Raw genomic sequence first — 14233 nt, 5'->3', positions numbered from 1 at the left:
TGAAAGGTCCCTAAAACTTTTAATGAAGATAGCACTCCAAAAATTGTTTTATAAGTTGGTCTTTCAACTAATCTTCCATCACTTGTTAAAATTCTTTTTCCAACCTGTGATTTTTTCTTAATGGTGTGTTTTTCTTTTGTATTTGGTATCGCTCCATTAACTTCATCATCATCATTTTTCAATGATGAATCTATGCGATAGCATATGTATAATGACACCAGAGGCAAGTTCGTCGGAAACCTCCTCACTAGGGTGACAGGCACTTGTAAAAGAATGTAAGGTATTCTCTGATATAGGAAAGCGAACAATTCTAGTGTTTATTGGATAAATTCCTTTATCTCCGACTGGAAGATAGTCAAAGTTTTGATTTTTGGGCATAAACTTATATTTTTCTGGATGTGCCATTATTAAATTCGTCTGCCGTCTAGTCAATAAAATTCTGTACTCTATATCAACTGGCAAGTTCGTCGGCAAACCTCCTCACTAGGGTGACAGGCACTTGTAAAAGAATGTAAGGTATTCTCTGATATAGGAAAGCGAACAATTCTAGTTTATTGGATAAATTCCTTTATCTCCGACTGGAAGATAGTCAAAGTTTTGATTTTTGGGCAAAAAAGAGGTAGAACTCATAGTAAAATATGAGGTCTATCTCCTTTTGATTATTTTAGTTATCTATCAATTATTACAAAGGACCATTATATTACTAAGCTACATCAACGATACTAGTATCAGTAGCAATTATCTTTGCATCTTTCTTGCCAGTTAAGTTGCCACTGGCTGATACAAAAATGTTCTTTGCAATGACTAAATCCATAAGCGCATTGACCTCAGCTTCTGTCACGGTTGAAACACCATCTCCATCAGCTTTAATGTCATCTACAGTTAAAGTAAAATACTTACCTTCTGTAGATGTTAAAAATCTCATAGTTAATTTAAGCATATCACGTTACCTCCTTTTAATTATTTGACTCAAGGGTTTTGAATTCTGGGCTTTGATTTTCTGTTAACATCTATTCGTTAACTAAGCTGAATTGATCCTCTCTGTCTAGTCCGAATAATGGATAAGTTTTAATGTTAGAGATAGCTTGTCCTACTGCAAATATGTCTTCGTCTAGTGCAGCAACTTTTAAATTGGTTAGTCTTTTTGTTGCATACTTGTCTTTACCTTTGATGTCAACGCCTACCTTCATAGTAAGTTTTAACACACTGGCTACCTTTGTTGATTTAACTGCCATGTTAATCACCCCTTTCATTTTGTTTTCATTGAATATATATGCACCTTAGAAGTTTTGTGCGGACTTTTTTAGAAATATATGAATTTACATAAGTGATCTAAGTTTTTCTAGGGCTTTTCTCTTTATTCTTGCAAATTGATGGTAGCTTTTATCGCTATCACAGGCTATTTCTCCTAGAGATTGGTCCAAAACATAATACCGCTCTAAAATATCACGCTCTAAAGGATCTAGTTTATCAAGAGCTACATATAGCTTTTTAACTTCATCGTAAGCTATTACTTCATCCTCTAAGGTAAATTCATAATCTCCAAAAGTATCAAAATCTAGCATTTCATTGTTTGGCACCTCTCTGAAATGTTTTATCTGACCTTTTAGAAGAGCTTTGAAATTCATTCTTATGGCATTTATGCAGTAGCCGTTAAAGCTATTGCTACCTAGCTTGTACATAGCTATGGCTTTCAAAACGGAAAGGTATCCATGCTGCACCAAATCTTCTAGCTCAAAACCTGGAACGTGATACCTTGACGCCTCCTTAAATATGAGATATTTGAATTTTTCTATAATTTCTTCTGCAGCCCTATTCTCTTTAGTTTTAGCCCTTTCAACTAATTTTTCCATAATAAAATACACCAATCCTTTTTATTTATTTTATTCTAAATCCTCAGTATCCTCATAGCCTAATAACTTTTTTTCCAGGGCATCAAAATCATAAGTTCTTTGCTCATAGTCACAAAAACCGCCCTTTTTAACATTCTGACTTAAGTTGCTTGTCTTTTTATCAGTCCACTTTTTTTGATATGCCCTTACCTCATCAGCGGTCTTTATGCCGTTACTAATCCAGCTATTGAGTATTTTACTAATATATTTCATGGTCTTAGCGTTATAATTTACAGCCTCCTCTATTGCCATAATAATAACTTCGTTAGTTACATGCTTTGTAAATTCTAATATTTTTTCATATTCTAGTGGGGTGATAGCATGTATATTTTCTTGGAATATTTTGATTGTATTTTTAAACCCCTCAGCAGAATCAGCAGCAGAAAAATCTTCATATTTAATCACTACATCAGTTTTACTTATTACTTCTTCTTCTTCTTCTTCTTTATTTATTGCTTTTTGTTTATTACTTATTACTTCTTCTTTATTACTTCTTATTCTATTACTGCCTAGCCCCTTATAAGCCCCTTGCAAGCCCCTACTAATAGGATTATTAATTTTTAATCCACTTATTTCTTGAATTTCTTCATAGCTTTTTTCTAAAGTGAATTTAGTGGAGACTTGTCCACTTTTTCAAATGAGCAAGGCACAGAAGCTTTATCATTCGCAGGTGCATTATCAAAAGTTTCTTCTATTATATAGTTCTCAAAAATCTTATCTACATCCATCCCTAACCACTGACATTTGTTAAATAGTATTTTAACAAAATCACTATGCTTAACCTTGTCTATTTCTCGTTGTACACATTTTATAGTGTTGAGATTGTTAGGAACGTTATATTTTATCCAATTTATAACCATGAGCTCTCGTGTATCCTCACAATATAAAATCTTTTTATAGTCACAGAATCTTTTAATTAGCTTTTCTACAGTTTCTCTGTTATATCCAGTATCTGTCTCAATAGTTTTTTTAGATATTTCATATATTCCACACTGCGTTGTCTTGGTATTTGTCATAAGATACAAATAAAAATATTTTTCTTCAGGAGTAAGTTCTAGCACAAAGCTATCACTCCAAAATTCTGTATGAAGCTGTCTGTATTTTGCCATTTTTAATTCCTCCCTTGATATACGTTATAATTTCATGTTATGATGTTTTTAAAACAACTTATTTTTCAAAAAATATTCACTGTGCTTTACAGTGAACGTATTATAATGTAGTGAAAACAATATTATTCGTAAATAAATTACTATAAGTAAGGATTAAGCTCTAACATTATATATTTATATTACTTATTTGTATTATTTTTACACTATATCTTTATTACATTTTATTGTTTTAAACACAACTTGTCAATAGAAAAATATAATTTATTTTATTTATGTAACATATAATTACATTTGGCTTAATTTATGAGATAATAAATATAGGATGGTGATTTTTATGGCAACCTTTGGTGAACGTTTTAAGAAATTAAGAATGGAAAAAGGATTAACTCAGGACAAACTTGCTCAGAATTTTTCTATAAACAAAAGTTCAATATCTAGATATGAAAAAAATGCTCAGGTGCCTGAAAATCCTGCATTGCAAGCCTTCGCTGATTTTTTTCAGGTTTCTATGGACTATTTATTAGGTAGAACGGATCTGCGAAGTGATGGATTAAGTGAGCAATATATACCTAGTTTAACCCAGAGCAATGAACGAGATATTGGTAAGTTACTAAATCGCACATTAGATATGATTAAGTCCCAGGATGCAATAATGCTAAATGGGGATATATTAGATGAAGAAGATCTTGAGATTTTAGCAAGATCCATAAGAGCTGGTCTGGAGTATGCCAAAATTTCTAATAAAAAGAAGTACACACCTAAAAAATATAAAAATAATACAGATTAATATTTTAGTTTGGAGGTTTTAACTTGGAGCATGTACGAAATGTTGCGCAACTTCTGATGAAAAAATATAAAACAAATGATCCTTTCGAATTAGCAGAATACTTAAAGATAAAGATTATGTATGATGACTTAGGTCCACGTATTAGAGGCTTCTATCAGGCAGCCCCTAAGATTAAAATTATACATATCCATAATAGATTAGATTATATAAATAAAAAAATAGTATGTAGCCATGAACTTGGACATGCTATACTTCACTGTAAATTGAATATAGTATTTCTTCAAAAACATACCTTTTGTGTAAAAGATAAATTTGAACGTGAAGCTAATATTTTTGCTGCGGAACTACTTATTCCTGATGAATTATTAAGTGAATATCCGGGTTATAGCCTAGAACAAATAGCAGCACTGCATAATGTGCCCGTTGAATTTTTTAATCTTAAATATTAGGGTCAGACCCCTGGGTAAATATGTAAATGAAATAAGGTTAGAAAAGAATAGAAATAAAAAAACTTGGCGCAGCCAGGAATGAGAACTACTAAAATTTATAAGTATAAATTTCAGTAGTTTTTTCGTCGTTAAAGGAACTTAGCTGAAAATGTACGCTGTGATGCAATTACTGAGACAACTATTGTCAGTACTGGTGTTAACCAAGCAAGTTTATTGAGCGTTTATATCTGATTACAAATGATTTTTGTAATATATCAATGACTAAGAATATAAAAAATAGATGACTAATATATATTAACATAGACATTTAAAAGAGTAACTTAGGGATTGTTAGTAAATCAGAAAGAAATATAGTTAGGAGATATATCAATGAACATACTAGTAACTGGTGGTGCAGGATATATAGGTTCACATACTTGCGTGGCTTTAATAAAAGAAGGGCATACAGTGATTGTTGCAGATAATCTTTGCAACAGTAAAGCTGAAATTATAGATAGAGTAAAAAAAATAACGAATAAAGATATTACTTTCTACCAGATAGATGTGACTGATGAAGCAGCTGTGGATACAATATTTTCAAATCACAAAATAAATGGCATCATTCATTTTGCTGGACTCAAAGCAGTAGGAGAATCTGTGGAAAAGCCTTTGGAATACTATTATAATAACTTAGTTTCCACAATGATATTATCAAAATTCTGCGTAAAGTATGGTGTTAAAAAATTTGTTTTTAGTTCATCAGCTACAGTGTATGGAGAAAACACCGTTCCATTTGTAGAGTCCATGAAACTTTTACCAACCACAAACCCATATGGAGAAACTAAAGCTATAAGTGAGAGGATTCTAACTGATATAGCTAAAGCAAATCCAGATTGGTCTGTAGCATTACTTAGATATTTCAATCCTGTGGGAGCTCATGAGAGTGGATTAATTGGGGAATCACCTAATGGTATTCATAATAATTTAATGCCTTATATCACTAAAGTAGTAAAAGGACAGCTTAATAAATTGAGTATTTTTGGAAATGATTATCCAACAGTGGATGGCACAGGAGTTCGTGATTATATCCACGTGATGGATCTGGCTGAAGGACATGTTGCAGCATTAAATAATCTAACTAAAGGTACACATATATATAATTTAGGTACAGGAAAAGGTACTTCAGTTCTACAATTAGTGAAGGCTTTTGAAGAGGCAAATGGTATTAAAGTACCTTATGAAATAGTAGAGGCGAGACTCGGAGATATCGCTGAGTGTTATGCAGATACTTCTAAAGCTGAGAGGGAACTCGGTTGGACGGCCAAACGTGATATTGTAGAAATGTGCCGGGATGCTTGGCAGTTTGAGAATGTTTAAATAGCTTTCTTTAGCGATAATAAACAACTTATATCATATTTATGTTTCTTCCATTGTGTAGTAATATATTACAATTTTTTAAATTATATATTAAAGGGATAGGATTTGCTCCAATAGTAGTGAATTTTATGTCTTTATTTTTAAAAAAATTAAAATTATGAGTTGGTTATAAATGAAAAAAGAAGGGAATAAAGTAGAGGATAGAGATTCGGTATAAAAAAACAGCACCTAGTGATTTGGGTAAAATACAGTAGAGGATTAAGGAAACGGATGATGCCAATTTAACTGAGTAATTAAATAATATTTTAGGGGGGTATTATGAGAAGAATTTTGGATATCATATGTAGTTTATTATTATTAGTGTTATTATCGCCATTACTTTTGATTGTAGGAATAATAATAAACCTAAATTCAAAAGGACGAGTATTTTTTACTCAAATGAGAATAGGTAAAAATAATGAATTATTTAAATTGTATAAATTTAGGACAATGAAAATTGGAACTCCAAATGTAGCGACTGATAAACTTGATAATTCCAAAAGTTATGTAACTTCATTTGGAAAAATTTTAAGAAAAACTAGTCTTGATGAACTTCCACAATTAATTAATATTCTCAAAGGAAATATGACTTTTGTGGGACCAAGACCTGCTCTATATAATCAGTATGAACTTAAGGAAATGAGAACAATGGCAGGAGTTCAGGTATTACTTCCAGGGGTCACTGGGTGGGCTCAGATTAATGGACGAGATAGTAATGATGATAATGAAAAGACAGAACTTGATAGATATTATTTGAATAATAAATCATTGAGTTTAGATATCAAAATATTATTTAGAACGGTATTTAAAGTTTTAAAAGCAGAGGGAATTCTTGAAGGTGGAAACAAAAAGAGTAGTTCTGAAGAGTTTTTATCATAAAATTGAGGTGATTAATTAAAAATGAGTGATTTGTTGATAATTGGTGCGGGTGGGCATGGTAGGGTAAAGGTAGAATATAAAATTCCGGTAATTATTCATCCTAAAGCATCAGTAAGTAAATACAGCTTTATTAAAGATGGAACAGTAATATTTGCAGGAGCTGTTATTAATACAAATGCTAGTATTGGAAAAGGATGCATTGTTAATGTAAATAGCTGTGTTGATCATGATTGTATAGTTGAAAATGGAGTTCATGTATGTAGTGGGCAGTTGTCAGAAGTATGTGTAGGATAGAGAATATGAGTTATATTGGGGCTGGGAGTTGTGTTAGATCAGGAACTGTTTTGCAAGAAAAGTTTAAATTGAACGAAGGAATGGTGATTTAAGTAAAGGAGAGGCTGAATATGTAAGTACTGGGGTTGAAGGCGGTATAAACGTGAAAGATAAATTTGCCAGTTTGAAAAAGATAAAATCAGTGAATATAGGGGAAATATTTAAAAGAGAAAAGGATATTTTTTCTCTAATTCTTCAATATGGCATTATGCTTTTTCCTATAGGATTGGAAGCTGCAAATAGATTGGTTTTTATATTTATGGATTAAGAAATATGAATAGGCGGTGTTTTGAATATGCCTAATAATAAAAATGGCGACTTAGCAGGAGTTCGTGTTTTGATACTTGAAGGGTTTGCAAGACAGGTAATGCCTCTAATGAAGGCATTATACAATTTAGACTGTCATGTTACTACTTATAATAAAAGCAAATTGGACATGGGCTATGCTTCACGATATCCCGATAAGAAATTAATCGCATTCTGGGATAGAAACGATGCTCAAAAATCATTGGATGCATTACTTGAAGTCCTTAAAAAGAATAAATATGATGTTGTTATTCCATTAACAGACTTTTCTGCAATGCTTCTATCTAAAAACAAAAGTGAATTATCAAAATATGCTGCTATGGCAACTAACGATTGGGATGTATTCCAAATGGCGAGTGACAAACAAAATACAATGTTAACGTGTATGGGAAACAATATTCCTTGTCCATATACTTTAAAAGATGTTGAATCAATCGATGATATTATAAATTCAAATATTGAATACCCATTTATTATTAAGCCAAGAACAGGATATGGATCGATAGGCTTTCATTGTATAAATAATGAAGAACAATTACGAAAAATATTTGATAGTTCTGTTGCAAAACATGGGAAAATGCTTGTACAAGAATATATACCTCAGACAGATATTCAATATAAAGCAGAGTTATTTATAGATAAAAATGGTGAGGTGAAAAGTGCAGTTGTATTTGATAAAACAAGGTGGTACCCCATAGATGGTGGTTCAACATGCTGTAGTGCTTCTGTAGATAGACCGGATATTGTTGAAAGTAGTAGAAACTTGCTAAAAGCTATTGGATGGAAGGGTTATGGAGATGTAGATTTAATTCAAGACCCAAGAGATGGTAAGGCTAAGGTGATGGAGATAAATCCTAGAATTACTGCCAGTGTAAAAGTGTGTTTTGCGTCAGGAGTAGATTTTGCTAGACAGATTATAGAATTTGAAACAGGTAAGGAAGTTACAAAATATAATGACTACAAGCTGGATGTTCGACTGAGATATATGCATACAGACGTGTTGTGGTTTTTTCAATCAACCAATAGGTTTAAGAGTAAGCCTTCTTGGTTTAATTTTAAGAATACCACAGATCAAATATTTTCAATTAAAGATCCTTGGCCATTCTTTACTTACTCTCTGCAAGCGATAAAAAAACTAAGTCCAGAGATGGAAAAAAGGAAAAGGTAATTGGATGTAAGTTAAGCAGATAAATTCGTTTTATAGTACTGGTAACTTCAAAAATTGTAAAATGGATATATGATACGTTATATCAAAATATACACTAATGCATGATTGTAGCCTGTCGTGATAAACCGATAGACGAAATTCATGTCATAAAAATTTGGAAATTCACTGAATGTATATAATCATGTTATTTGATCTCGTTTATTTGATGAGGGGGGACTTTCTTCAAATATTGCGACAAAAATACTAACAAAGGGTTGAAAATGGAGTAATCATACATCATGAATACCTATTTTTTTACCCAACTAATTAGTAACCAAAGGAGAGACTATATTTGTATCTACAAGAAAAAGAATGCTGGTATGTATTATTTGTCATTACAAGCCATGAAGAAAAAGTGAGAAAAACCCTTGAAAAAGAAGTTGGACACGGTTATCAATTCATTGTTCCAACAAGAGAGCTTCGAGAAAGAAAAAATGGTGAATGGCATATTGTAAAAAGAAAGTTGTTTCCAGGCTATGTTTTGATAAAAGGTATCATGAATATAGAGCTTTATTATAAATTAAAAAAAATACCTGGAATAATAAAAATACTTTCAAATCAAGATGAGGTTTTAACAGTAGATGAAAAAGAACTAAAGGTATTAAAGATACTTTTAGATAATCAGGATAATAACATAGGAATTTCTACATTGTATAAACAAAATGATAGTATAAAAATAATTGCAGGACCTTTAGTAGGATTGGAAGGTCAGATAATAAAAGCAGATTTTAGAAAAGGTAGAGCAAAAGTGAGTCTTAGCTTTATGAATGAAGAAAGAATAGTAGAGCTTGGTATCGAATTAGTGGACAAAATCTGAATCATGCTTTGGGTGTTTCGGCCCCATAGAAAGATTAAGAGGTTATAGTAAGCCTGATGGTAGCATAATGGAAATTATGTGATTGGGCGAAGCTATGTATTTGGGAAAGTTGTATAGAAACTAAGGGGGATATCTTAAATGAAGTATGCATATATAACAGTTGATATAGAAGAATGGTATGACCTTGAATATCTAAAGGAATATAACCCTGATAAAAGTGTAGAAGTTATACCAGAAATAATTGACTTCTTAGATTTGCTAGATGAGTTTCAGATTAAAGCAACATTCTTTGTAGTAGCAGATGTTATGGAGAAGAATACAGATATTTTAAGAGAAATCGTAAGAAGAGGACATTCTATTGGATGTCATGGGCTTGATCATGAGTTATTATATAAAAAAAATACAGAGCTGTTTACAAGTGAGGTTGCAAAAGCAAAAGAAAAAATAGAGCAAGCTGCTAAATGCATGGTAAATGGATACCGTGCTTCGTGTTTTTCTATGGAACGGGATAAATTGGATATTGTAACTAAACTTGGTTATAACTATGACAGTAGCTATATTAAGTTTGAGCAGCATCCGCTTTATAGAAATCTAGATTTGACTGGATTTGATAAAGTTGATGACCTTGTATACAGAAAAGGTAACTTTTTTGAATATGAAATACCTACTTTAGAAATAGGGAAATATAGCTTACCTATATCTGGAGGAGGGTATTTACGATTATTTCCCTTCTGGATATTACTCATTCTTATTAAAAAGTATGCGAAACAGAAAAATAACTTTTTAATTTATCTACATCCTTTTGAATTGACAAAAATGAAACTTCCTCTACCTAAGGAATTAGGCTTAAAGAATCGTTTCCAGATATTAGTAGGTAGAAAGACTAATATAAAAAAAATCAAGAAAGTCATTAAGCTTTTAAAAGCTATGGGTTCTGAGTTTCGTACTCTTGAGCAGGATATGAAAGCGAGAATTAATCAATGAAAAGTGTTTTAGTTACAGGTAACAATGGATTAGTAGGACAACAAGTTGTAGAGGCTCTTTTAAATGAGGGTTATAGTGTTACTGGAATTTCAACTGGTAAAGATAGCAAATGTCAACATGAGATGTTTAAATATATTTCTGCTGACTTAACAAGAAGCACAGAACTAGAAAAAATATTTAGAGACAATGAATTCTCGCATGTAATTCATTTAGCTGCTATTGCTCATGCTTTTAAAGGGAGAAATATTTCTTGGAGTAGATATTATAGAGTGAATACCATGATGAGTCGTCAAGTTTTTGAATGTGCAATATCAGCAAAGATACCAATATTTTTTTCCAGCACAGTAGATGTTTATGGCATTACAAATGGAGTAATTAATGAGAATACTGAGCCTAAGCCGATTGGTCCTTATGGTAGATCAAAGTATTTAGCGGAAAAGAGTCTTATTGGATTAGATAAGCATCCATATTTGATAGCTAGATTTGCTCCAATTTATACGGAGGGTGATCATCACGATATGCATAGACGATACTATATATCTTATCCTAAGCTTTGTTATTTAATTGGAGATGGGATGGAATATGAATTCCTTTATTCTAAGAATGCAGTAAATATAATTTTAGAATGGATTAAGTCTCCAGGAACCCTTAGAGGAATTGTTAATGTATGTGATGCTAAGAGATATAATACAAAAGAGCTAATAAAAGTAGATAAAGATAATGGATTAGCCACTATGGTTTTTAGAATCCCTAAATGGTTAAAAAGACTTATGCATATTTCTGTTAATATAGTATTTTGTACAAATTTATTTTTAAAGTTTACTGCTTATAAAATTATATTTCCTATGAGATTTGATAGTAGCAAGTTAAATGAAATATTACAAAAGATAAGCGATAATTTTTAAAAAAGATAATAAGTGGAAAAGGTTTATTTATGGGATATACATTGGATGTGGGTAACACATCAAAACATGCTATCTAGCTGGAATTAATATACAAAACAGATATTCGATTATACTTTTATAAAGAAAATTATCCAATATGGAAACTATAAAGAAGATATTCGTTTAAGATGTTTCCATACAGACTTTTTATGGTTTTTAAAATCAAAGAATATTTAAAAATCAACTTTCATGGTTTAGTATTAGAAATACTAGGAGGGGCATTATGGCAGATATAACAGCTATTATATTGACGAAAAATGAGAGCAGGAATATTGTAGAGTGTCTGCTTTCAATAAGAGATTTTGTCGATAGAGCTGTGGTTATCGATTGTGGAAGCACTGATAATACAGTGGAATTAGCAAAAAAATATGGGGCTGACGTTTATTTTCATGAATTTGAGTATTATGCGAAACAGTTCAATTGGGCATTAGACAACACAGATATTAAAATAAAATGGGTAATCAGAATTGATGCTGATGAAAGATTTCCAGAAAAATTATGTAAAGAGATAAGCATAAATATGGCTCTTCATGACAATGATGATGTAAATGGTTTTACTATAGAGGCATGGTACTATTTTATGGGTAAATGTTTAAAGCATGGAGGTTCTAAGAAAAGAAAAATGATGGTATTTAAGCATGGCATAGGGAGAATAGAAGATAGAAAAAGAGATGCTCATTCTATTCTGTCTTCGGGAAGAGCCATTGCACTAAAAGAAAAGTTTTTGCACTATGATTTTAAAGACCTAGATAACTTTGTATCTAAATATAATTGGTATGCAACAAGGGAAATGCAGGATTTCATTGCATATGAAAATGGGAAGTTAGAGCAAGTTATTGATGATAAAGATATTTATAAACAAAGAAAAAAGAAATATGGAATATACTACAAAACACCTATGTTTTTACGGGCATGGATGTTGTTTATATACAATTACATCTTTAGAGGTGGTTTCTTGGATGGAAGGCAAGGCTATATATATCATGTTCTATCTTCGTTTTGGTACAGATATTTAGTGGATGCAAAAATTTATGAACACTTGAAAACAGGGAATGAAATAGAGAAATTAAAAGCTTTAGGAGATTGATGGTTATAAAAAAAGGGAGCACTTATATGAATAAAACATTTAAAAATTTATTATTAATTCCAATGAATATACTCTATATAATGAGTCCGAAGACTGAATTGAAGTTGATGTTTTATTTAAAACATGGATACAAGCTTAATTTAGATAATCCGAAAACTTATAATGAAAAACTCAATTGGATAAAACTTTATTATCATAATGAATTAATGCCTGTATGTGCTGATAAATATGCTGTGCGTCAGTATGTAAATGATTGTGGATGTGGTGATATATTAAATGATTTATTATGGGAGGGATTTGATGCAAGTGAGATACCTTTTGATGACTTACCCAAACAGTTTGTAATAAAAGTTACACATGGATCCGGGAACAACATTATATGTAAAAATAAAGACGAGTTAAATAAGGAAAAGACAAGAAAACAATTAAATAAGTGGCTTAAAAATAAGTACTTACCTTGTTATGGTGAATGGTTTTATGGAGTTGTCAAACCAAGAATTATAATTGAGACATTTTTGTGTGAAAATAACTTAAATATTCCAGAAGATTATAAAATGTTCTATTTTAATAACAAAGAGGGGGCAGAGGGCGTCGGTGTAACAGCTATATATAGTGATAAATTTATAAATCAAAATAGCACTCTATATGATGCAGAATGGAATATTTTATCTGATGTATTTTTCGATAATTTACCCAATAATAATTTATTCGAAAAGCCAGAATTATATGAGAAGATGATAGATTATGCAAAAATACTATCATTCCCATTTCCGCATGTAAGGGTAGATTTCTATGTTATAAGAGAAAAAATTTATTTTGGAGAGCTGACTTTTATAAATGGTGCTGGATTTGATAAAATCACACCACATTCTTTTGATGAAATAATGGGTAATTGGATAAAACTTCCGAATAAGCAGGTGAGAAATATTGAAATCTAAAATAATTAAAGTTTTAATTATTGCTTCAACTAAATTTGAACTAGATGGAATTACAAATGTGATTTTGAACTATTATCGTGCAATGGATAAAGCAGATATGCAAATTGATTTTGTTATTCCTAATTATATTAGTGATGATTTAAAAGCAGAACTTGAATCATTTGGTAGTAATATCTTTAAAATAAGTAATAGGACTAAATACCCAATTTCATATATTAGCAAATTAACTAAATTGGTTCGTGAAAAAAACTATAATATTGTTCATGCCCATGGGAATAGTTGTACTCTTGCATTAGAAATGTATTCAGCAAAAAAAGGCAATGCAAAGGTACGTATCGCGCACAGTCACAACACTAAAACTAAATATAGAATTGTGCACAAACTTTTGAGAAGAATATTTGATGCTTCCTATACTCAGGCCTTTGCTTGTGGTCAAAAGGCAGGAGAATGGCTATATAATGGAAAAAAATTTGAAATAATTAATAATGGTATTGATATTAATAAGTACAAATATAATGCAGAAATACGTCAAAAATATCGAAATAAATATAACTTAAATGGTAAAAAAGTAATAGGGCATATCGGATATTTTTGTTACCAAAAGAATCACGAGTATTTAATAGATATTTTTGCAGAATTATTTAAATTAGATAAAAATTATAGATTAATATTAATTGGCGATGGGGAGCTAAGGGTGAATATTGAAAATAAGATTAAGAAATTAGGATTGTATGATTGGGTTGTATTTACAGGAAAAACATTAGATGTGCCTCAGTTTATGCAAGCTATGGATATGATTGTTATGCCATCTCGTTTTGAAGGATTACCTCTGACTTTAGTAGAAGCTCAATCAGCATGTTTACAATGCTTTGTATCTGATTCGGTTTCAAAGGAAGTAGAAATTACTGATTTGGTTCAATTTATAGCATTAGAAAAATCTCCAAAAGAATGGGCAAATCAAATCAATAATTCAATACCTGTAAACCGTGGAGAAATAGCATCTGTAATTTATAATAAAATTGTAGATGAAGGTTTTAATATCACAGATAATGCGAAAATAATGAAAGCTTTATATAATCAATACATTGAACAGGTGGAAAACTAAT

At 31.0% G+C, this 14233-nt stretch carries 20 protein-coding genes; 13 read left to right on the top strand and 7 right to left on the bottom strand.

The window, feature by feature from the left end; all coding sequences use genetic code 11:
• From ACREVU_RS17235 to ACREVU_RS17205, 7 genes are all read right to left on the bottom strand, one after another.
• Positions 1 to 182: hypothetical protein (locus ACREVU_RS17235; protein ID WP_431552840.1), on the bottom strand; the 182-nt coding region annotated here is incomplete at its 3' end.
• Positions 172 to 474 (bottom strand): hypothetical protein, encoded by a 303-nt coding sequence (locus ACREVU_RS17230; RefSeq protein ID WP_431552839.1) that lies wholly within the window; start codon positions 472 to 474, stop codon positions 172 to 174. The genes ACREVU_RS17235 and ACREVU_RS17230, both read right to left, overlap by 11 nt.
• Positions 475 to 703: 229 nt before the next feature.
• Positions 704 to 940, bottom strand: coding sequence for a DUF2922 domain-containing protein (locus ACREVU_RS17225; RefSeq protein ID WP_431552838.1), 237 nt, complete (start codon positions 938 to 940; stop codon positions 704 to 706).
• Between the two features lie 70 nt (positions 941 to 1010).
• Positions 1011 to 1235: a DUF1659 domain-containing protein gene (locus ACREVU_RS17220; RefSeq protein WP_431552837.1), complete on the bottom strand. Its 225-nt coding sequence runs from the start codon at positions 1233 to 1235 to the stop codon at positions 1011 to 1013.
• Positions 1236 to 1319: 84 nt separating this feature from the next.
• Positions 1320 to 1853 carry a sigma-70 family RNA polymerase sigma factor gene (locus tag ACREVU_RS17215; protein ID WP_431552836.1) on the bottom strand — a complete coding sequence of 178 codons (534 nt, stop codon included), beginning with the start codon at positions 1851 to 1853 and terminating at the stop codon, positions 1320 to 1322.
• A 30-nt stretch (positions 1854 to 1883) separates the two neighbouring features.
• Positions 1884 to 2426 (bottom strand): DnaD domain-containing protein, encoded by a 543-nt coding sequence (locus ACREVU_RS17210; RefSeq protein WP_431552835.1) that lies wholly within the window; start codon positions 2424 to 2426, stop codon positions 1884 to 1886.
• 65 nt (positions 2427 to 2491) lie between these two features.
• A complete protein-coding gene (locus ACREVU_RS17205; protein WP_431552834.1) occupies positions 2492 to 3001 on the bottom strand; it encodes a hypothetical protein in 510 nt (169 codons plus the stop codon).
• Between the two features lie 334 nt (positions 3002 to 3335).
• On the opposite strand from ACREVU_RS17205, the gene ACREVU_RS17200 reads away from it, so the two are divergent.
• The 13 genes from ACREVU_RS17200 (at position 3336) to ACREVU_RS17140 (ending at position 14232) form a co-directional block, all read left to right on the top strand.
• Positions 3336 to 3788 (top strand): helix-turn-helix domain-containing protein, encoded by a 453-nt coding sequence (locus ACREVU_RS17200; RefSeq protein WP_431552833.1) that lies wholly within the window; start codon positions 3336 to 3338, stop codon positions 3786 to 3788.
• Positions 3789 to 3811: 23 nt separating this feature from the next.
• A complete protein-coding gene (locus ACREVU_RS17195) occupies positions 3812 to 4237 on the top strand; it encodes an ImmA/IrrE family metallo-endopeptidase (RefSeq protein ID WP_431552832.1) in 426 nt (141 codons plus the stop codon).
• A gap of 369 nt (positions 4238 to 4606) precedes the next feature.
• Complete coding sequence (gene galE / locus ACREVU_RS17190) at positions 4607 to 5593, top strand: UDP-glucose 4-epimerase GalE (RefSeq protein ID WP_431552831.1); 987 nt, start codon at positions 4607 to 4609, stop codon at positions 5591 to 5593.
• Between the two features lie 318 nt (positions 5594 to 5911).
• Positions 5912 to 6511 (top strand): sugar transferase, encoded by a 600-nt coding sequence (locus ACREVU_RS17185; protein WP_431552830.1) that lies wholly within the window; start codon positions 5912 to 5914, stop codon positions 6509 to 6511.
• A gap of 21 nt (positions 6512 to 6532) precedes the next feature.
• Complete coding sequence (locus ACREVU_RS17180; RefSeq protein WP_431552829.1) at positions 6533 to 6805, top strand: LbetaH domain-containing protein; 273 nt, start codon at positions 6533 to 6535, stop codon at positions 6803 to 6805.
• 142 nt (positions 6806 to 6947) lie between these two features.
• Positions 6948 to 7112, top strand: a complete 165-nt coding sequence (locus ACREVU_RS17175) for a hypothetical protein (RefSeq protein WP_431552828.1) — start codon at positions 6948 to 6950, stop codon at positions 7110 to 7112.
• 27 nt (positions 7113 to 7139) lie between these two features.
• Positions 7140 to 8318, top strand: coding sequence for a carboxylate--amine ligase (locus tag ACREVU_RS17170; protein WP_431552827.1), 1179 nt, complete (start codon positions 7140 to 7142; stop codon positions 8316 to 8318).
• 331 nt (positions 8319 to 8649) lie between these two features.
• Positions 8650 to 9174, top strand: coding sequence for an antiterminator LoaP (gene loaP, locus ACREVU_RS17165; RefSeq protein ID WP_431552826.1), 525 nt, complete (start codon positions 8650 to 8652; stop codon positions 9172 to 9174).
• A gap of 138 nt (positions 9175 to 9312) precedes the next feature.
• Positions 9313 to 10158 (top strand): polysaccharide deacetylase family protein, encoded by an 846-nt coding sequence (locus ACREVU_RS17160; RefSeq protein WP_431552825.1) that lies wholly within the window; start codon positions 9313 to 9315, stop codon positions 10156 to 10158.
• Complete coding sequence (locus tag ACREVU_RS17155) at positions 10155 to 11063, top strand: NAD-dependent epimerase/dehydratase family protein (protein ID WP_431552824.1); 909 nt, start codon at positions 10155 to 10157, stop codon at positions 11061 to 11063. The genes ACREVU_RS17160 and ACREVU_RS17155 overlap by 4 nt, the downstream gene beginning before the upstream one ends.
• 262 nt (positions 11064 to 11325) lie before the next feature.
• Entirely contained in the window at positions 11326 to 12189 is an 864-nt protein-coding gene (locus tag ACREVU_RS17150) for a glycosyltransferase family 2 protein (RefSeq protein WP_431552823.1), read from the top strand.
• Positions 12190 to 12215: 26 nt separating this feature from the next.
• Positions 12216 to 13127 (top strand): ATP-grasp fold amidoligase family protein, encoded by a 912-nt coding sequence (locus ACREVU_RS17145; RefSeq protein ID WP_431552822.1) that lies wholly within the window; start codon positions 12216 to 12218, stop codon positions 13125 to 13127.
• Positions 13117 to 14232, top strand: a complete 1116-nt coding sequence (locus tag ACREVU_RS17140; RefSeq protein ID WP_431552821.1) for a glycosyltransferase family 1 protein — start codon at positions 13117 to 13119, stop codon at positions 14230 to 14232. Before ACREVU_RS17145 ends, ACREVU_RS17140 begins: the two co-directional genes overlap by 11 nt.
• The last annotated feature ends 1 nt before the right edge of the window (position 14233 follow it).

Origin of the sequence: Clostridium sp. (genome assembly GCF_050717535.1) — a bacterium.
In the GTDB taxonomy this organism is placed as follows: Bacteria; Bacillota; Clostridia; order Clostridiales; family Clostridiaceae; genus Clostridium_AD.
The sequence above is the reverse complement of the archived record's forward strand: the minus strand, read 5'-3'. Positions and strand labels throughout refer to the sequence as shown.